Source organism: Citrobacter sp. Cpo091, assembly GCF_030332645.1.
GTDB classification, from domain to species: domain Bacteria; phylum Pseudomonadota; class Gammaproteobacteria; order Enterobacterales; family Enterobacteriaceae; genus Citrobacter; species Citrobacter portucalensis.
Window position 1 is genome coordinate 89,752 of record NZ_JAOWHL010000019.1, and the last position, 18,615, is coordinate 108,366.

Here is an 18,615-nt window from a genome sequence, read left to right on the forward strand (position 1 = left end):
GATGACGCTTACGCTTATCCGGCCTACATATTTCATGAATCGTAGGCCCGGTAAGCGGCAGCACCACCGGGCAAATCGTGCTGGGTGATCAGGGCGTTGTATTGATCTACCAGCGTCCTTATCGTCTGAAATACCGAATGGGCGGAGTAGCGGGGGCTTTGCTGAAATTCCGTCTGCTGCCGCAACCAGGCGAGAAAATGATGGCTTGCCGCCAGAGTTTTTGACGCGCCTTCTTCAACACGCCCCTGCGTTAACAAACACACCATTTTACGCGTATCGCCTCGTTGTCAGATTTGTCACTCATTTTGCCACCATCCCTGATAGGTTAAGTGGTTGCAACGCTATATCGATGAGCTTAAAGGCAAAGTCGATCTCACCGTGGCACTCATCCACGAAGGTACGCCAGCACGTCAGTCCAGTCTGGGGGGCACCGATGTGCGCCGTGCGCTGGATAAATATATCCAGACCGCAGGCCAGGTGCAGGGGCTGGATATCCTGATCACCGGCCATGCGCATGTGGGCACGCCGGAGCCGATTAAAGTCGGTAATACCTTAATTCTCTCCACCGACAGCGGCGGTATTGATGTGGGTAAACTGGTGCTGGATTACCAGCAAAAACCGCATCAATTTACCGTTAAGAACTTCGAACTGAAGACCATTTTTGCTGATGAGTGGCAGCCAGACCCGCAAACGAAACAGGTCATTGATGGCTGGAATAAAAAGCTCGATAAAGTGGTACAACAAACGGTAGCCAACTCTCCGGTTGAGCTGACGCGTGCTTACGGTGAATCTTCTTCCCTGGGAAATCTGGCGGCAGATGCATTGCTGGCTGCGGCGGGCAAAGATACCCAGTTAGCACTCACTAACTCGGGCGGCATCCGGAATGAAATTCCGGCGGGTGCTATCACGATGGGTGCCGTCATTAGCACCTTCCCGTTTCCGAACGAGCTGGCAACCATGGATCTCACCGGGAAGCAGTTACGTAGCCTGATGGAGCACGGCGCGGGTTTAAGCAACGGCGTATTGCAGGTGTCCAAAGGACTGGAGATGAAGTATGACAGCAGCAAACCGGTTGGCCAGCGGGTCACCGTATTGACGCTTAACGGTAAGCCAATTGAGGACGCTGTGGTTTATCACATTGCCACCAATAGCTTCCTGGCAGACGGCGGTGATGGTTTTACGGCATTCACCGAAGGTAAAGCGCGTAACACATCCGGCGGTTACTATGTCTCTAATGCTGTCGTTGATTATTTCAAAGCGGGAAATACGCTGACGGATGAGCAACTCAAAGGCATGCGTGTGGAAGATGTGAAACCGTAGTGAGGTCAGGCCAGCAGATATTCCGCTGGCCTGTTGTTTTAGCCTTTGTGGGAGGCAAACACCTCTTTTGCGGCGAACAAGCCGTTGAGTGCCGCGGGGAAGCCAGCATATACGGCCATCTGCATAATCACTTCAATGATCTCATCCTGCGTTAAACCCACGTGTAATGCCGCGCCAATATGCACTTTCAACTGCGGTGCGGCGTTACCCAGCGCAGTTAATGCCGCGACGGTAGCGATTTCTCTACTGCGTAAATCCAGCCCCGGCCTTGAATAGATGTCGCCAAAAGGAAATTCAATCAGGTATTGGGCGAAGTCTGGCGCAATATCCTGCAGACTTTCGACGACCGCATCGCCCCCTTTACCATCCACTTTTTGCAACATCTCCTGACCGGTAATAAAGCGTTCTGAAGGCATCATTCCTTCCTCTTTCGTGTGGTTTGTAGTGTGAGGATAGGGCGTGCGGAATGATTGGGATAATACCGTTTCCGTGATACCTTTTCGGTATGACAACATCGTCTTTGCACTCTCTGGACATTCGCCTGCTGCGTTACTTTTCCGTAGTAGCGGAAGAGAACAATATGAGCCGGGCGGCGCAGCGCTTGTTTATGTCGCAGCCGCCGCTGAGTCGCCACATTCGCCAGCTTGAAGAACGCCTGGGAGTGACGCTTTTTGTCCGTCATACCCGTGGGCTTACGCTGACGGAGGATGGCCAACGCGTACTTGAAATCGTACGCCCGCTATTGGCGCTACAGGATAAAACCTGGGCGGCGCTGGGTCAGTTAGTGAAAACGGGGGAGCAATCTCTGCGCTTAGGGCTAAGTACGGCGTTTGAGCAGGGTGTCTTTACGGCGCTTGAGTCCCGGCTTAATATGCGCATACAGAAGCTACATATTGTCCGGCATGGTTCGCCTGAACTGGCGCGCCAGGTGCGTCGGGGCAAACTGGATGCCGCTCTGGTGGCACTACCGCTTGAAACTTCGGGGCTTAGCGTCACGCCGCTTGGCTGGCAAGAATCGATGATTGCCGCCTTACCCGCGCAGTGGGCAGAAGCGGCACTGTCGTCACTCTCATTAACCGCGCTGAGCCACCGACCGCTGTTCTGGTTCAAACGCGAACGTAACCCTGCCTTCTTTGATTACACCCGACACATTTTTCGTCGTGCGGGTTACTCGCCTGCCTGTATTGAAGAGCCGCTGGAACATGACGTGCTGCTGGCGCGGATCGCGCAGGGTGACGGCCTGAGCCTGATTCCGGCCTCCTTTTCCGCGATCCAGCGTCAGGGCGTGATATTCCTTCCTCTTACCGATACCGAGTTGCGTATTAGCATGGGGTTGCTGATGCTGCCTGAGAACGTAACAAAATTAGCGTGGCTGCAGACGGTCGTGACGCAATCCCTCATCATTTCAGGCTGATGTGAATTTTTTTCACGTTGGCTGAGTATTCCTCACCTTTAACGATGATTTTTGTGTTGACGCCAGCATGCTTTTCCGTCATTTTTACATCTAGACGTCTAAACGTATAGCAGTTCACAACACAACATATAACGACAAAAGATTGATGAGGTAAGGTATGAGCTTTTTTCACGCCAACCAGCGGGAAGCCCTGAATCAGAGCCTGGCGGAAGTACAGGGTCAGATTAACGTTTCGTTTGAGTTTTTCCCGCCGCGCACCAGTGAAATGGAGCAAACCCTGTGGAACTCCATCGATCGCCTGAGCAGCCTGAAGCCGAAGTTTGTTTCAGTCACCTATGGTGCAAACTCTGGTGAGCGCGACCGTACGCACAGCATTATTAAAGGCATTAAGGATCGCACTGGCCTTGAAGCGGCTCCGCACCTGACCTGTATTGATGCTACCCGCGATGAGCTGCGGACCATTGCTCAGGACTACTGGAATAACGGTATTCGTCATATTGTTGCTCTGCGCGGTGACTTGCCGCCGGGAAGCGGTAAACCGGATATGTATGCCTCTGACCTGGTGGCTCTGCTGAAAGACGTTGCGGACTTTGATATCTCCGTTGCGGCTTATCCGGAAGTACACCCAGAAGCGAAGAGCGCTCAGGCCGATTTGCTGAACCTGAAGCGTAAGGTTGATGCCGGTGCAAACCGCGCCATTACTCAGTTTTTCTTCGATGTGGAAAGCTATCTGCGCTTTCGCGATCGCTGCGTGTCTGCGGGAATCGATGTGGAAATTATTCCGGGTATCCTGCCAGTCTCCAACTTTAAACAGGCGAAAAAATTTGCCGATATGACCAATGTTCGTATCCCTTCCTGGATGTCGACCATGTTTGATGGTCTGGATGATGATGCGGAAACCCGCAAGCTGGTAGGTGCAAACATCGCTATGGACATGGTGAAAATCCTCAGTCGCGAAGGGGTGAAAGATTTTCACTTCTATACCCTTAACCGTGCCGAGATGAGCTACGCTATTTGTCACACACTGGGTGTAAGACCGAATTAAACAGATGCCCCAGCCCTCTACGGAGGGCTTTTTATTGATCATTTTGATCTACATCTCTGTAACTTTAAATATAAAAGGAATTAGCTATCGAATCTGTGGGTTTTTTCGACTATATCTTATCTCTGGTGGTGTATATCGTAGTCAGAACACTGTAAAGGGAGCATATAGATGAGCATGTCCGACGATAGCCAAAACGCATCAACTGCCGGTAAGTGTCCTTTTCATCAGGGCGGTCACGATCAGAGTGCGGGAGCAGGAACGAACAACCGCGACTGGTGGCCCAATCAACTCCGTGTAGATCTTTTAAACCAACATTCCAACCGTTCTAACCCGCTGGGTGAGGACTTCGACTACCGTAAAGAGTTTAGCAAACTCGACTATTCTGCCCTGAAAGGGGATCTCAGAGCCCTTCTGTCCGAATCTCAACCGTGGTGGCCCGCTGACTGGGGAACCTATGCCGGATTATTTATCCGCATGGCATGGCACGGTGCAGGGACCTATCGCTCCATCGATGGACGCGGTGGCGCGGGTCGCGGACAGCAGCGTTTTGCACCACTGAACTCCTGGCCGGACAACGTCAGCCTGGATAAAGCGCGTCGTCTGCTTTGGCCAATCAAGCAGAAATATGGCCAGAAAATTTCCTGGGCCGACCTGTTTATCCTTGCGGGTAACGTGGCGCTGGAAAACTCAGGCTTCCGCACTTTCGGCTTCGGTGCCGGTCGTGAAGACGTCTGGGAACCGGATCTCGACGTAAACTGGGGTGATGAAAAAGCCTGGCTGACCCACCGTCATCCGGAAGAACTGGCAAAAGCGCCGCTGGGCGCAACCGAAATGGGCCTTATCTATGTGAACCCGGAAGGGCCGGACCATAGCGGCGAACCGCTCTCTGCGGCCGCGGCTATTCGCGCGACCTTCGGTAACATGGGTATGAACGACGAAGAAACCGTAGCGCTGATTGGCGGCGGTCATACGTTGGGTAAAACCCATGGTGCAGCACCGGCTTCGCACGTAGGCGCCGATCCAGAATCCGCACCAATTGAAGCGCAGGGCCTGGGCTGGGCCAGCAGCTACGGCAGCGGCGCGGGTGCAGACGCAATTACTTCCGGTCTGGAAGTGGTCTGGACGCAGACGCCGACCCAATGGAGCAACTATTTCTTCGAGAACCTGTTCAAATATGAATGGGTACAAACCCGCAGTCCGGCAGGTGCGATTCAATTTGAAGCGGTTGACGCACCGGAAATTATCCCCGATCCGTTCGATCCGTCGAAAAAACGTAAGCCAACAATGTTGGTTACCGACCTGACGCTGCGTTTCGATCCGGAGTTCGAGAAGATCTCCCGTCGTTTCCTGAACGATCCGCAGGCCTTCAACGAAGCATTTGCCCGCGCATGGTTTAAGCTGACGCACCGTGATATGGGGCCAAAAGCACGTTACATCGGACCGGAAGTGCCAAAAGAAGATCTGATTTGGCAAGACCCGCTGCCGCATGCGTTCTTTAACCCAAGCGAAGAAGATATCCTGAAACTGAAGGCGACCATTGCCGCTTCCGGGTTGTCCGTGGGCGAACTGGTATCGGTAGCGTGGGCTTCGGCATCAACGTTCCGCGGTGGGGATAAACGTGGCGGCGCTAACGGTGCGCGTCTGGCGCTGGACCCACAGCGTGGCTGGGATGTGAATGCTACCGCGGCACGCGTACTGCCTGTGCTGGAAGGCATTTATAAGTCAGCCCATACCGCTTCGTTAGCCGATATTATCGTGCTGGCCGGTGTTGTCGGTATAGAGCAGGCGGCTAGCGCTGCGGGTGTCAGCATTAAAGTACCTTTTGCGCCGGGCCGCGTGGATGCGCGTCAGGACCAAACGGATATTGAGATGTTTGAACTGCTTGAGCCGATCGCCGATGGCTTCCGTAACTACCGCTCCCGTCCTGACGTATCGACCACCGAGTCGCTGCTGATTGATAAAGCGCAGCAACTGACGCTGACCGCACCGGAAATGACCGTGCTGGTGGGCGGTATGCGCGTACTGGGCACCAACTTCGACGGCAGCCAGCATGGCGTCTTTACCGATCGTCCTGGCGTGCTCAGCACTGACTTCTTCGTCAATCTGCTGGATATGCGCCATGAGTGGAAGGCGGTTGATGAGTCAAAAGAGCTGTTCGAAGGTCGTGACCGTCTGAGCGGTGAAGTAAAATACACGGCAACCCGCGCCGATCTGGTGTTCGGTTCTAACTCCGTACTGCGCGCAGTGGCTGAAGTTTATGCCTGCAGCGATGCTCACGAGAAGTTCGTGAGAGATTTCGTTGCCGCATGGGTGAAAGTGATGAACCTGGATCGTTTCGATCTGCTGTAACAGATAATGCCGGATGTCGCTTGTGCGTATCCGGCATAGTATGAATAAAAAAATCCCCGCGATTGCGGGGATTTTCTGTTTGCAGGTTATTCCCACTCTTGCAGGTAACGTTGACCGTACTGATCAGCCACCAGCAGGGCGGCATACACCTGGTCCGGCGTCGCGCCGCCAGGCATGTTGTGGATGGTTTCGCCTTCGGCACAGGCCTCAGCCACAATGCGCATTTTCGCCGGGATATCCTGTTTGATGTCCAGTTGCGCCAGGGTAATCGGCAGGCCAACGGAATGGCACAACGCGGCAACGGTTTCAATTTCATCGACCGGTGCGTTTTCCAGCACCAGCTGCGTCAGCGTACCAAACGCCACTTTCTCGCCGTGATAGTAGTGATGCGCATCCGGGATTGCGGTCAGACCGTTATGAATGGCGTGAGCCGCTGCCAGACCACCGCTTTCAAAACCGACGCCACTCAGATAGGTGTTGGCTTCAATAACACGTTCCAGTGCTGGTGTCACCACGTGCTGCTCGGCTGCCAGCATCGCTTTTTCGCCTTCTTCGATCAGCGTATTAAAGCACAGCTCTGCCAGCGCCAGCGCCGCCTGAGTACACTGACCGCCCGCCATGGTGGTTGCGCCGCTGCGTGAACAGGCACGTGCTTCGAACCAGGTTGCCAGCGCATCGCCAATACCCGCAGCTAACAGACGCGCCGGTGCGCCCGCGACAATTTTGGTATCCACAATGACCCTGTCCGGGTTGTTGGGCAGCAGCAGATAGCGATCGAATTCACCGGCATCGGTGTAAATGACGGACAGCGCGCTGCACGGCGCATCGGTAGAGGCGATGGTTGGGGCAATGGCGACAGGCACGCCCATAAAGTGCGCCAGCGCTTTGGCGGTATCCAGCGTTTTACCGCCGCCAATACCAAGTACTGCGCCACACTGCGCTTTTTCCGCTACGCCGCGCAGACGGTCGATTTCGTTTTGTGAACATTCGCCGCCAAACGGTGCAATTTCCAGCGCCAGTCCGGCATCCTGGAAGCTTTTTTCCAGTGCGCCCTGGGCAAAGCCTAAGACAAACTTGTCCCCAACGACCAGCCAGCGTTCTGCCAGTGGTTTGAGGTAGCTACCAAGACGGGTAATAACATCGGCACCCTGGATGTACTTACCAGGTGATTGAATAATGCGATCCATACTTTATTTCCCTCACAGGTTGATGTGACCAAATGCGTTGTTCCAGTCCTGCTCAAACTTCTCTATTGCTGACTCTACCGCAGGGGTATTGAGCATTTGTTGCGCTACGTCTAATGGCAGGGTGATAGCTTCACATCCTGCCAGTAAGCAATCCAGCGCCTGACGCGGGGTTTTAAAGCTGGCTGCCAGTACCATGCTGTTTGGCGCATGCAGCTCCAGTAACGTTTGCAGTTCCTGTACTGTGCGAATCCCGTCGCCGCCCTGTGCGTCGATACGGTTAACGTAAGGCGCGATATATTTAGCTCCTGCCAGCGCAGCCAGTAGCCCCTGAGATGCACTGTATACGGCGGTTCCCAGCGTGGTGATACCCTCTTTTTTCAGCATCTTAATCGCGGCCAGACCTTCGGATGTCACCGGGATTTTCACTACCAGACCAGGCACCGCGTTGCTCAGGCGTTTGGCTTCTTCCACCATGCCCTGTGCGTCTCGGCTCATGGTTTGGGCAAACAAAATACCCTCTTCGCCGATGGCGTTTTGCAGGCGTGGCAGTACATCCCAGATAGATTCTTTGCTTGCCGCCACAATGCTTGGGTTGGTGGTAACACCCGCGATAGGGAAGATGCGTGCCAGACGTTCAACTTCCGCGACGTTGGCGGTATCAAGGTAAAGTTCCATACAAAAACATCCTCTTTAAAGTTCAAGTTCATGTTGCAACAGGCTGGCGATAGCGTCGGCTGAGGCGGCACTAACCAGCGCGTTACGGAATTCTTCATGCATAATGCGGCGCGCCAGACGCGAGAAAATACGCATATGCTGATCGCCAGCGGCATGTTTGTTGAGCGTCAGCATAATAATGAACTGTGCATCATCATCACCCCAACGTACCGGCGCTTGCAGGCGAGCTACGCTGATGGTGGACTGCTCAATATGTTCGGATTTGCTGTGTGGAATGGCGAAGCTAAAACCTAATCCGGTAGAGAAGACGGCTTCGCGTGCCCACAGGTCTGCTTCCAGTTTACGTGGATAGCGACAACGGCCTGCCAGCAGGAGGTTGTCGGTCATCCCTTTGATGACCTCTTCTTTACTGCGCCAGTCGCTGTCCAGTGTGATGCATTCGGCGGTAACCAGAGGCGTATCCTGTTGGGTCATGCGGAACTGGGCCAGCAGATGTTCGACCTCCAGCGAGGTTCGACAAGCCATCGCTTGATTCAGCAATTGACGGCAGGCACGGCTGTCGAGTTGCGCCATCCGTGCTTTGGCGGCGGGAATGGAGGGAGCGCTCATACTGATTTCGTCCAGACCCAGTCCCACCAGCAATGGCAGCACCGAACCTTTGGCACCCAGTTCGCCGCACAGGCCAATCCATTTCCCCTGCCGATGTACTGCCTGCACGGCGTAATCCAGCGCGCGCAGGAAGGCCGGATTCAGGCTGTTGTAGTGGCGGGTAACTTTGGCGTTGTCACGGTCGACCGCCAGCAGGTATTGCGTCAGGTCATTGCTGCCAATACTAAAGAAATCAATCTCTTCACAGCATTGGTCAATGATGAACATCACAGACGGAACCTCCAGCATAATACCGAGCTGGATCTTCTCATCAAACGGAATGTGTTCACTTCGCAGTTGCTGCTTGGCTTCTGCCAGTTTCTCTTTGACCCACAGGATCTCTTCCATCGAGGAGATCATTGGGATCATGATTTTCAGGCTACCGTGCGCTGAGGCGCGCAGGATCGATCGCAGTTGCGTAGTAAACAACGTGGCATATTCTTCATAAATACGCACCGCGCGATAACCGAGAAATGGGTTGGTCTCAGCAGGAATATTCAGATAATCAACGGGTTTATCACCGCCGATATCCATGGTGCGTACAATAATGCTGCGTCCCTTTGCGGGTTCCAGCGCCTGGCAGAAAATGTTGTATAGCTCGTTCTCATCCGGGGCGCAGGTACGGTCCATATACAGCATTTCCGTACGGAACAGGCCAACCGCTTCCGCACCGTTACTAAAGGCTGCTTGTGCTTCCACGGAGTGGGCGATGTTGGCGGCGACTTCCATACGGATTCCATCAGCCGTGCGTGCCTCCTGGGTCAGCCAGATACGTTGCTGTTCCCGAATGGCATCCTGGATACGGGCTTCTTGCTGATAATAACGTACGATGGATTCATCAGGGGCAACGACGACTGCTCCTGCGTTACCATCGATATAAACCGTTTGCTGTAGCCATGGCATCAAAGATTCAATATCTACGCCAACCAGCGTAGGGATGTTGAATGACCGGGCGAGAATCACCGTGTGTGACGTAGTACCACCGCTTTTTAACAGCAAGCCTTTCAGCAATGTTTTGTCCAGTTCGAGGAACTGGCTCGGTGTTAGCTCATCCGCCATGCAAACCGTAGGCTGGGTCAGTTTTCCCGGTGCAGGGAAGCGCTGTTCCCCATAAATTTGCTGCAGAAGCTGGAAGCAAACATCGCGTACATCCAGTGCACGCTCCTGTAAATAACTGCTGCTTGAACGGGCGAATTCATCACAAAAATGTCCGGCACTTTCGACAACCGCCTGGGCGCAGCTTAACCCGCGTGATACGCCAGCGAGCAGGTGCTGGCGCAGTGAGAGGTCGCTTGCCAGCGAGCGGTGTGCTTCCAGAATCGCACTGGTAGCGCCGTCGCTGTCGAGTAATCGAAACTCAATATTTTTCATCAACAGCGTTAAACCGTTATCCAGTGCCGCTTGCTCGGTTTCAATATCTTGAGCGGATGGAAGGTTACTGAGCGCGTTAAGATCCAGCGAAGAAAGCAGACTCAGAACGCCTCCTGCGCTGCCGCTGCAGACGGTGCGAGCGCGGAAAAGCTGTGGATTTAAATGGGTGAGCGATGCCGGAAGTGGCTCCAGCTCGTTGTTTTTGGCTTCCGCTAGCGGTGCATCGCAGTGCGGAAATTCATTTCGTAACCATTGGCTCAGATGCTGGTGGGCTGCCTGTTCATCTGTACCGGAAATCAGCAACTGGCAGCTATCACCTGCCAGAGTATCGGTGCCAATCAACGATAGTGCGCTCTTAGCGTTGCCCTTACGTTCGGTACGCAGGTTGTGCCACTCAATGTGTGAGGTAAAGGTGTTGCACTGCGTTTCTATGTGGCTTGCCGGGCGTGCATGTACGCCATTGGGTAGCTCACAGGTAAATTCCACAATCAGGGCCATAGCCTCATCTCCCATAACGATTTCTCGCTACAGGATAAAAGGGCAACGCCTGAGCCTGCCATGTGACAAATCTGCCAAAAACTGGATAAATGTAATGTAACTATCAAAGTGAGACATCCCTCACAAGTCAGCGTATCCACTATAAATTCCGAGAAACTGCAAGTTATGAGGCGGATCGCATTTTTGTACTGACATTACAAAAGTCCAGCAAATGGCCTTTTTATCCACTGTTTGCGTCGCGTCAGATTGCCTATTGTTTTCCGCAACAAGTTTATGGATATGGGCTTTAGGCAGCCCGGGAGCGACTTATGAAAGAGTTGGTACAAATCCTGAAAAATACTCGTCAGCACCTGATGACCGGTGTTTCGCATATGATCCCCTTCGTAGTAGCGGGCGGTATTTTGCTGGCTGTCTCCGTCATGCTGTATGGCAAAGGCGCGGTACCGGATGCTGCGACCGATCCTAATCTTAAAAAGCTGTTTGATATTGGCGTCGCCGGGTTGACTTTGATGGTGCCATTTCTTGCTGCTTATATCGGCTATTCCATCGCTGAACGTTCTGCTCTGGCCCCTTGTGCGATTGGCGCATGGGTGGGAAACAGCTTCGGTGCAGGTTTCTTTGGCGCATTAATTGCTGGGATTATTGGCGGTATCGTTGTCCATTATCTGAAGAAGATCCCCGTACATAAGGTGTTGCGTTCGGTAATGCCTATCTTCGTTATTCCCATCGTCGGCACTTTTATCACCGCAGGCATCATGATGTGGGGGCTGGGGGAGCCTGTTGGCGCGTTAACCACTAGCCTGACCGAGTGGCTGCAGGGTATGCAGCAGGGCAGCATTGTGCTGCTGGCGGTAATTATGGGACTGATGTTGGCCTTCGATATGGGAGGGCCAGTTAACAAAGTTGCCTACGCCTTCATGCTGATTTGCGTGGCGCAGGGGGTTTATACCGTCGTGGCAATCGCCGCAGTAGGGATCTGCGTACCGCCGCTGGGTTTAGGTTTAGCGACGCTGATTGGTCGTAAGAATTTCTCTTCTGAAGAACGCGAAGCCGGTAAAGCTGCGCTGGTAATGGGCTGCGTTGGCGTAACGGAAGGCGCGATTCCGTTTGCTGCAGCCGATCCGCTGCGTGTCATTCCATCGATTATGGTGGGTTCCGCCTGTGGCACGGTAACCGCCGCCCTGTTTGGTGCGCAGTGTTATGCCGGCTGGGGCGGGCTGATTGTTCTGCCTGTAGTGGAAGGAAAACTGGGTTATATCGCGGCGGTTGCCGTTGGTGCTGTAGTGACCGCCGTGTGCGTTAACGTACTGAAAAGTCTGGCGCGGAAAAAAGTGTCTCAGGTCGATCAGAAAGAAGATGACCTGGATTTAGATTTTGAAATGAATTAAGTGAGGAATGAGTCATGACCAAGATTATCGCAGTAACCGCATGTCCTTCTGGCGTTGCCCACACCTATATGGCAGCCGAAGCGCTGGAAAGCGCCGCTAAAGCTAAAGGTTGGCAAGTAAAGGTTGAGACTCAGGGTTCGATCGGTCTGGAAAACGAACTGACCGCGGCGGATGTGGCGGAAGCCGACATGGTCATTCTGACCAAGGACATTGGTATTAAATTTGAAGAACGTTTTGCGGGCAAAACTATCGTTCGCGTCAACATCAGCGATGCAGTGAAACGTGCCGACGCCATCATGAACAAGATTGGCGCGCATCTGGCGCAAACCGCTTAACCGTTTGTTTGCCGGATGGCGGCTTCGCCTTATCCGGCCTACAGATGCGTAGGCCTGATAAGCGTAGCGCCATCAGGCAACTATTCCCGCAGGAGTTCCTCATGACGAACCGTATCCAACGTTTAAAAACCGCTCTGTTTCAGAACAACCGTGAAATTTCGCTTGAACGTGCACTGTTATATACCGCCAGCCACCAGCAGACGGAGGGAGAGCCGGTTATTCTGCGTCGGGCGAAAGCCACCGCATATATTCTTGAGCACGTTGAGATTTCGATTCGTGATGAGGAACTGATTGCCGGAAACCGTACTGTTAAACCGCGTGCGGGCATTATGTCACCGGAAATGGATCCTTACTGGCTGCTTAAAGAGCTGGAGCAGTTTCCAACCCGTCCGCAGGACCGTTTTGACATCAGCGAAGAGGATAAACATCTCTATCGCGATGTGCTGTATCCGTACTGGGAAAAGCGGTCGATGAAAGATTTCATCAACGGTCAGATGACCGATGAGGTTAAAGCTGCCGTCAGTACCCAGATTTTTAGCATTAACCAGACTGACAAAGGTCAGGGACATATCATTATTGATTATCCACGCCTGTTGAATCATGGGCTTGGCGAACTGGTAGCGCAGATGCGAGCGCATTGTCTGCAGCAGCCGGAGAATCACTTTTATCAGGCTGCGCTGCTGCTGCTTGAGGCTTCGCAAAACCATATTCTGCGTTACGCTATGCTGGCAGAGAAGATGGCGGAAAGCTGCCCGGATGCGCAGCGACGCCAGGAATTACTGACGATTGCTGAAAACTCTCGGCATAACGCCCAAAGCAAGCCGCAAACCTTCTGGCAGGCATGTCAGCTGTTCTGGTACATGAACATTATTTTGCAATATGAATCCAACGCCAGTTCTCTTTCACTTGGACGCTTCGACCAGTATATGCTGCCGTTTTATCAGGCTTCGCTGACGCAGGGGGAAGACCCAGCATTCTTACAAGAGATCCTCGAATCCCTATGGGTGAAATGTAATGACATCGTACTGCTGCGATCCACCAGCAGTGCGCGCTACTTCGCTGGCTTCCCAACAGGCTACACCGCGCTACTGGGGGGATTGACGGAGAATGGTCGTAGTGCGGTAAATGTATTGTCTTTCCTCTGTCTTGATGCGTATCAGAACGTACAGCTACCACAACCAAACCTCGGTGTGCGCACGAATGCATTGATCGATACACCGTTCCTGATGAAAACAGCACAGACCATTCGCCTTGGTACCGGCATCCCGCAAATCTTTAACGATGAAGTGGTGGTGCCCGCGTTTCTGAATCGCGGTGTTTCGCTGGAAGATGCGCGGGATTACGCGGTAGTAGGCTGTGTCGAGCTGTCTATTCCAGGCAGAACATACGGTTTGCACGATATCGCTATGTTTAATCTGCTGAAAGTGATGGAAATTTGTCTGCATGAGAACGAAGGCAACCGCACTCTGACGTACGACGATCTCCTGGCGCATATTCGTGCCAAAATCAGCCACTACATCACGTTGATGGTGGAGGGCAGTAATATCTGCGATATCGGTCACCGCGACTGGGCGCCGGTGCCGCTGCTCTCCTCGTTTATTAGCGACTGTCTGGATAAAGGGTGCGATATTACCGACGGCGGTGCGCGTTATAACTTCTCCGGCGTACAGGGGATCGGTATTGCAAACCTGAGCGATTCGCTGCATGCGCTCAATGGGCTGGTATTCGAACAACAGCGCTTATCTTTTGATGAACTTTTGTCGGTGCTAAAAGATAACTTTGCTACCCCGGAAGGCGAGAAAGTTCGCGCCAGGCTGATCAATCGCTTCGAAAAATACGGCAACGATATCGATGATGTAGATAACATTAGCGCCGAACTGCTACGTCATTACTGCAAAGAGGTAGAGAAATACCAGAATCCGCGCGGCGGGCAATTTACGCCGGGTTCGTATACCGTCTCTGCACACGTGCCGCTGGGTTCGGTCGTTGGGGCAACACCGGATGGCCGCTTAGCCGGGGAGCAACTGGCAGATGGGGGGCTGTCGCCGATGCTGGGACAGGATATGCAAGGACCGACGGCGGTATTGAAGTCGGTCAGCAAGCTGGATAACACACTGCTTTCCAATGGGACGTTGCTGAACGTGAAGTTTACGCCAGCCACACTGGAAGGTGAGGCCGGTTTACGCAAGCTGGCGGATTTTCTGCGGGCATTTACCCAGCTCAAACTCCAGCATATCCAGTTTAACGTGGTGAATGCCGACACATTGCGCGAAGCTCAGCAGCGCCCGCAGGATTTCACCGGGCTGGTGGTGCGCGTGGCGGGTTACAGCGCCTTCTTTGTCGAGTTGTCGAAGGAGATCCAGGATGACATCATTCGCCGCACCGCGCATCAACTGTGAGGTAATTGACCCTCGTGGCGAGGAAGTCGCGCGTATATTCAACATTCAGCGTTACTCACTGAATGATGGGCAGGGTATTCGTACGGTCGTCTTTTTTAAAGGCTGTCCGCATACCTGCCCTTGGTGTGCTAACCCGGAATCACTCTCGCCACGTATTGAAACGGTACGGCGGGAGAGTAAATGTCTGCACTGTACACCCTGTCTGCGTGATGCCGACGAGTGTCCCTCTGGGGCATTTGAACGTATTGGTCGTGATATCACGTTGGACGATCTGGAACGTGAAGTGATGAAAGATGATATTTTCTTTCGTTCTTCTGGTGGGGGGGTAACGCTTTCCGGCGGTGAAGTGCTGATGCAAGCGCCCTTTGCCACACGGTTCCTGCAACGTCTGCGGCGCTGGGATGTGCGCTGTGCAATTGAAACGGCTGGCGATGCGCCGGCCGGTCGCTTGTTATCGCTGGCAAAAGAGTGTGATGAGGTGTTGTTCGACCTCAAAATAATGGATGGAGATCTGGCTCGTGAGGTCATCAACATGAACCTACCGCGTGTACTGGCGAATTTACGGCTATTGGTGGAGGAAGGGGTTAATGTCATACCTCGCCTGCCGCTGATTCCGGGCTTTACGATGAATTCAGATAACACGCAGCATGTGTTGACGATGTTGTCATCACTAGGCATAAAACAGGTACACCTGCTACCGTTTCATCAATATGGCGAGCCCAAATACAGCCTGCTCGGTTTGCCCTGGTTGATGAAAGAAGTGCCCGTACCGACGGCGCAAGAGGTGGATATTATACGTAAGATGGCAGAATGCGCCGGATTTCAGGTAACAGTAGGAGGATAGTATGACCATCGCACCTGTACGATATCTGGTTGCTGTCACCGCGTGCGTAAGCGGCGTGGCCCATACCTATATGGCAGCTGAGCGGCTGGAGAAACTCTGCCAGCAGGAAAAATGGAGCATCAAGATCGAAACTCAAGGGGCATTGGGAACCGAAAATCGCCTGATGGAAGAGGATATTAACCGCGCTGATGTGGTGTTGCTCATTACTGATATTGAACTGGCAGGAGCAGAGCGTTTTACGCAGAGCCGATACGTTCAGTCGGGCATTAGCGCATTTCTGCGTGAGCCGCAGCGGGTGATGAGCGCCGTACGAAAGCTGCTTTCAGCGCCACAGCACACACATCTTACTCTGGATTAGCTTCTTTCTCCGTCAATTGGCTGTGGTACTGCCGACGGTATTCTGATGGTGAACGTTCGGTATTTTTGCGAAACAGGCGGCAGAAGTAGTTGCTGTCAACAAACCCACAAATGTGCGCCACCTCTTTAATCTTCAATTCGTAACCCTTCAACAGCGTTTTTGCGTGTTCCAGTCGCGTGTGGTTCAGGTATTCGTTAAAACCGATAGCGCCCGTTTTTTGAAAAAGGTGGGAAAGATAATTGGGTGATATGTAGAACGCCTGCGCGACGGATTCTCGGGTGAGCGGTGAAGCGTAGCGTTCGTCAATATAGTTGCGAATGGCTTCGAAAAGCGCCTGGCTGCGTGATGCGGTTTGGATCTGGCTGCCGAGCAGATCGCGGCAGTGGCTCAGTAAGCTTGCAACGATTAGCCTGGCGGTTTGCTGCTCCTGCGGCTGCATCTGCATTTCATTGAGCGTTTGCAGCAGGAATGAGCCAACACGCGGTCCACGCCGCGCGACGTGCTGGCGGGTAAGGTTTTGATATTGCTTACCGTCCCACTGAACGATGCTAAAACCCAGTTGCTGTTTGCCAAATAAGATACTGAGCGTGGTCACCGGTGTGAGCCACTGTGGAAAGTTCCAGCCACCAGCCGGAACGAACAAGGCATCGCAAGGCTGTAACGTCGCGGATGTGCCAGCAACACCATTATCGGTGAATTCACCTTCCAGCACAATCTCTAGTCGGGGAAAATCGACCTGATACGCCAGTTCCGGCGTTGAGCTACTGGTGCTGGCAAAGTAAATCTGCCGCAGCGGTGTGGGGCCGTTGATCAGGCGAGAGAGCAGGTGGCTGATGTCGTGATACATGTTAATCCCTTGCAGGCAGCAGACAGGGAAACAGTAACGTTGAAAACAATCGCCCTCAAGTGATTATTGCCGGATGGCGGCTAATGCCTTATCCGGCCTACAAGTCTTTGCGAGCTGTAGGCCGGATAAGCGTAGCGCATCCGGCAGACTGTTACTGATTACCGATTTGATCGCCGTAAGGCAGGGTATCGTAATCAATCAGGGCATTCTTTTTGTACGGGTTGCCAATCCAGCGGGTCGTCTCTTTGAACTGCGGGCTGGTAATGGCACGAGTTGGATCGAAACCATCATAGGTGAAGCCCGCTAAATCAGACCAGGTGTGGATAAGCTCTGAGCTGCTGTATTTACGATTCACATCCTGTGAGAAGTCACGTGGGTGTGCGGCCTGCCATTTTTCCGAGGTCCACAGCAGGAACGGCACCGTATACATATGGCGCGTTGGGTTGTCTTCATTACGACCCTGCGTTTTATGCGGCGGCGTATCGTATACCTCTTCTCCATGATCGGAGAAGTACAGCAGGAAGCCGTTCGGATCGGTCGCTTTATAGTCTTTGATCAGACTGGCAATGATATGGTCATTGTAAACATTCGCGCTGTCGTAATCGTTGTAAGCTTCCAGCTCATCGTTACTCAGGCCAGCGGGCACATTGTCGATATTATTGTCGAACTTACCCTGACCATCCGGGTAACGGAATTTGTACTTAATATGCGTACCCAGCAGGTGAACGATGATGAACTTTTTCGGTGCAGGGTCAGCCAGTACTTCTTTAAATGGCGCCAGCACGTTGCTGTCATATTCGCGCGCACTTTGGGTACGCTGCTGGTTCATATAGAACTGTTTATCCGTCTGCTTAGAGAACACCGTCAGCATGGTGTTGCGGGCGGTCATCGTCTGCTGATTGGTGATCCAGAAGGTTTTATAACCTGCCTGTTTCATCATGTTCATCAGGGACGGCTGAGTCAGATACAGATCCGGGTTCTTCTCGTTGGCAAAAGTCAGCGCCTGCTGCAGGATTTCAATGGTGTACGGACGTGAGGTCACGACATTATTGAACACGGTGAAGTTAGGATCGGATTTATGCAGCGCATCCAGTTCCGGCGTTGTTTCGCGTGGGTAACCGTACAGGCTCATGCGGCCACGTTGCGTTGACTCGCCAATCACCAGTACCAGCGTACGCGGCGCATCACCGGAGTTGTCTTTAAAGTTGGCCAGCGGCGGCAGGGCATTGTTCTCATTCAGCAGGCTGTTCAGCGCGGTTAACTGCTGACGATACTGATAATACCCGGAGATGAACTGCCACGGTGCGGCAGGCTCCATGCGTGAGGCGAGACCATCCAACGTTTTTTCAAACGGCTTATGTTTGATAAACGTGTTCACCGCCATCGGATGCAGAATCAATCCGTATAACAGTGCAAACGACACCAGATAGCGCCAGGGTGATGGAATATGCACAGGACGCAGACGTGTCCATAGCAGAATTGCCACAGCTGTATAGGCCAGCGCAATTAAGACAATCTTCAGGCTGAAATATTGGCTCAGATATTCGCTGGCTTCGTTCGCATTGGTTTCAAACATTACGTACAGAACGCTTTGCGAGAACTCTTGCCCGTAGATGACGTAATAGCTCAGAGCAGCCAGCGAGGCCGCCCATAACACCACGCCTATCACTGCAGCAATAATGCGGATACGGTTTGGAAATAAGAATACCGGAATCAACCACAGCGAACTAAACAGCAAGGAGTCGCGTAAACCGGTAGATCCGCTGTAGCCACTAAAATAGATAACGGCCTGCAGTAATGAGGAAAAAAACCAAAAATAGAGGAGCGCCCAACCCAGGGCTTTCCAGCTAAAGGCGGGTTTAGACTGGAGTTGTAAGGATTGCATAATGTGAGCCTGTCTTTAATCGTAGCGCCAAGAGTAGCGACTAAACATTAAG

At 53.0% G+C, this 18,615-nt stretch carries 15 protein-coding genes and 1 pseudogene; 9 read left to right on the forward strand and 7 right to left on the reverse strand.

What is annotated here, in order from left to right:
* Nucleotides 1–32: 32 nt before the first annotated feature.
* Nucleotides 33–266 carry a hypothetical protein gene (locus OGY04_RS01520; RefSeq protein ID WP_048215181.1) on the reverse strand — a complete coding sequence of 78 codons (234 nt, stop codon included), beginning with the start codon at nt 264–266 and terminating at the stop codon, nt 33–35.
* A 58-nt stretch (nt 267–324) separates the two neighbouring features.
* On the opposite strand from OGY04_RS01520, the pseudogene OGY04_RS01525 reads away from it, so the two are divergent.
* Nucleotides 325–1,320: pseudogene (locus OGY04_RS01525) on the forward strand (bifunctional metallophosphatase/5'-nucleotidase); the annotation flags it as partial.
* A 38-nt stretch (nt 1,321–1,358) separates the two neighbouring features.
* Here OGY04_RS01525 and OGY04_RS01530 read toward each other — a convergent pair.
* Entirely contained in the window at nt 1,359–1,736 is a 378-nt protein-coding gene (locus OGY04_RS01530) for a carboxymuconolactone decarboxylase family protein (RefSeq protein ID WP_048227742.1), read from the reverse strand.
* 89 nt (nt 1,737–1,825) lie between these two features.
* Here OGY04_RS01530 and OGY04_RS01535 point away from each other — a divergent pair, with 89 nt between their 5' ends.
* The 3 genes from OGY04_RS01535 (at nt 1,826) to katG (ending at nt 6,128) form a co-directional block, all read left to right on the forward strand.
* Nucleotides 1,826–2,734, forward strand: coding sequence for a LysR family transcriptional regulator (locus OGY04_RS01535; RefSeq protein ID WP_060683061.1), 909 nt, complete (start codon nt 1,826–1,828; stop codon nt 2,732–2,734).
* A gap of 157 nt (nt 2,735–2,891) precedes the next feature.
* Nucleotides 2,892–3,779, forward strand: coding sequence for a methylenetetrahydrofolate reductase (metF, locus tag OGY04_RS01540; protein ID WP_060683062.1), 888 nt, complete (start codon nt 2,892–2,894; stop codon nt 3,777–3,779).
* 168 nt (nt 3,780–3,947) lie between these two features.
* Complete coding sequence (gene katG, locus OGY04_RS01545) at nt 3,948–6,128, forward strand: catalase/peroxidase HPI (RefSeq protein ID WP_048237076.1); 2,181 nt, start codon at nt 3,948–3,950, stop codon at nt 6,126–6,128.
* An 86-nt stretch (nt 6,129–6,214) separates the two neighbouring features.
* Here the strand turns inward: katG and gldA are convergent, their stop codons facing one another.
* Genes gldA through ptsP form a run of 3 tightly spaced genes read right to left on the reverse strand, consistent with a single transcriptional unit; the run spans nt 6,215 to nt 10,507 of the window.
* Complete coding sequence (gldA, locus tag OGY04_RS01550; protein ID WP_286584653.1) at nt 6,215–7,315, reverse strand: bifunctional L-1,2-propanediol dehydrogenase/glycerol dehydrogenase; 1,101 nt, start codon at nt 7,313–7,315, stop codon at nt 6,215–6,217.
* A 12-nt stretch (nt 7,316–7,327) separates the two neighbouring features.
* Nucleotides 7,328–7,990 carry a fructose-6-phosphate aldolase gene (fsa, locus tag OGY04_RS01555; RefSeq protein ID WP_003825157.1) on the reverse strand — a complete coding sequence of 221 codons (663 nt, stop codon included), beginning with the start codon at nt 7,988–7,990 and terminating at the stop codon, nt 7,328–7,330.
* A 15-nt stretch (nt 7,991–8,005) separates the two neighbouring features.
* Nucleotides 8,006–10,507, reverse strand: coding sequence for a phosphoenolpyruvate--protein phosphotransferase (ptsP, locus tag OGY04_RS01560; RefSeq protein ID WP_048227754.1), 2,502 nt, complete (start codon nt 10,505–10,507; stop codon nt 8,006–8,008).
* A gap of 308 nt (nt 10,508–10,815) precedes the next feature.
* Between ptsP and OGY04_RS01565 the strand changes: the two genes are divergently transcribed.
* The 5 genes from OGY04_RS01565 to OGY04_RS01585 all read left to right on the forward strand — a co-directional run bounded on the left by OGY04_RS01565 (nt 10,816) and on the right by OGY04_RS01585 (nt 15,831).
* Nucleotides 10,816–11,895, forward strand: a complete 1,080-nt coding sequence (locus OGY04_RS01565; RefSeq protein WP_286584654.1) for a PTS fructose transporter subunit EIIC — start codon at nt 10,816–10,818, stop codon at nt 11,893–11,895.
* A gap of 14 nt (nt 11,896–11,909) precedes the next feature.
* Entirely contained in the window at nt 11,910–12,230 is a 321-nt protein-coding gene (locus OGY04_RS01570) for a PTS fructose-like transporter subunit IIB (protein ID WP_003825151.1), read from the forward strand.
* A 101-nt stretch (nt 12,231–12,331) separates the two neighbouring features.
* Nucleotides 12,332–14,629: a formate C-acetyltransferase gene (locus OGY04_RS01575; protein ID WP_032945638.1), complete on the forward strand. Its 2,298-nt coding sequence runs from the start codon at nt 12,332–12,334 to the stop codon at nt 14,627–14,629.
* Nucleotides 14,595–15,473, forward strand: a complete 879-nt coding sequence (locus tag OGY04_RS01580) for a [formate-C-acetyltransferase]-activating enzyme (RefSeq protein WP_208744817.1) — start codon at nt 14,595–14,597, stop codon at nt 15,471–15,473. The genes OGY04_RS01575 and OGY04_RS01580 overlap by 35 nt, the downstream gene beginning before the upstream one ends.
* Nucleotide 15,474: 1 nt before the next feature.
* A complete protein-coding gene (locus OGY04_RS01585) occupies nt 15,475–15,831 on the forward strand; it encodes a PTS fructose-like transporter subunit IIB (RefSeq protein WP_048215171.1) in 357 nt (118 codons plus the stop codon).
* Here the strand turns inward: OGY04_RS01585 and OGY04_RS01590 are convergent.
* Nucleotides 15,818–16,678, reverse strand: a complete 861-nt coding sequence (locus tag OGY04_RS01590; protein ID WP_048227745.1) for a helix-turn-helix transcriptional regulator — start codon at nt 16,676–16,678, stop codon at nt 15,818–15,820. The two genes, OGY04_RS01585 and OGY04_RS01590, sit on opposite strands and share 14 nt — an antisense overlap.
* Nucleotides 16,679–16,829: 151 nt before the next feature.
* Nucleotides 16,830–18,563 carry a phosphoethanolamine transferase CptA gene (locus tag OGY04_RS01595; RefSeq protein ID WP_103015329.1) on the reverse strand — a complete coding sequence of 578 codons (1,734 nt, stop codon included), beginning with the start codon at nt 18,561–18,563 and terminating at the stop codon, nt 16,830–16,832.
* Nucleotides 18,564–18,615 lie beyond the last annotated feature (52 nt).

Coding starts and splice junctions, on each gene's coding strand:
- OGY04_RS01520 (WP_048215181.1), bottom strand. CDS start 266: ATGGTGTGTTTGTTAACGCAGGGGCGTGTTGAAGAAGGCGCGTCAAAA.
- OGY04_RS01530 (WP_048227742.1), bottom strand. CDS start 1,736: ATGCCTTCAGAACGCTTTATTACCGGTCAGGAGATGTTGCAAAAAGTG.
- OGY04_RS01535 (WP_060683061.1), top strand. CDS start 1,826: ATGACAACATCGTCTTTGCACTCTCTGGACATTCGCCTGCTGCGTTAC.
- metF (WP_060683062.1), top strand. CDS start 2,892: ATGAGCTTTTTTCACGCCAACCAGCGGGAAGCCCTGAATCAGAGCCTG.
- katG (WP_048237076.1), top strand. CDS start 3,948: ATGAGCATGTCCGACGATAGCCAAAACGCATCAACTGCCGGTAAGTGT.
- gldA (WP_286584653.1), bottom strand. CDS start 7,315: ATGGATCGCATTATTCAATCACCTGGTAAGTACATCCAGGGTGCCGAT.
- fsa (WP_003825157.1), bottom strand. CDS start 7,990: ATGGAACTTTACCTTGATACCGCCAACGTCGCGGAAGTTGAACGTCTG.
- ptsP (WP_048227754.1), bottom strand. CDS start 10,507: ATGGCCCTGATTGTGGAATTTACCTGTGAGCTACCCAATGGCGTACAT.
- OGY04_RS01565 (WP_286584654.1), top strand. CDS start 10,816: ATGAAAGAGTTGGTACAAATCCTGAAAAATACTCGTCAGCACCTGATG.
- OGY04_RS01570 (WP_003825151.1), top strand. CDS start 11,910: ATGACCAAGATTATCGCAGTAACCGCATGTCCTTCTGGCGTTGCCCAC.
- OGY04_RS01575 (WP_032945638.1), top strand. CDS start 12,332: ATGACGAACCGTATCCAACGTTTAAAAACCGCTCTGTTTCAGAACAAC.
- OGY04_RS01580 (WP_208744817.1), top strand. CDS start 14,595: ATGACATCATTCGCCGCACCGCGCATCAACTGTGAGGTAATTGACCCT.
- OGY04_RS01585 (WP_048215171.1), top strand. CDS start 15,475: ATGACCATCGCACCTGTACGATATCTGGTTGCTGTCACCGCGTGCGTA.
- OGY04_RS01590 (WP_048227745.1), bottom strand. CDS start 16,678: ATGTATCACGACATCAGCCACCTGCTCTCTCGCCTGATCAACGGCCCC.
- OGY04_RS01595 (WP_103015329.1), bottom strand. CDS start 18,563: ATGCAATCCTTACAACTCCAGTCTAAACCCGCCTTTAGCTGGAAAGCC.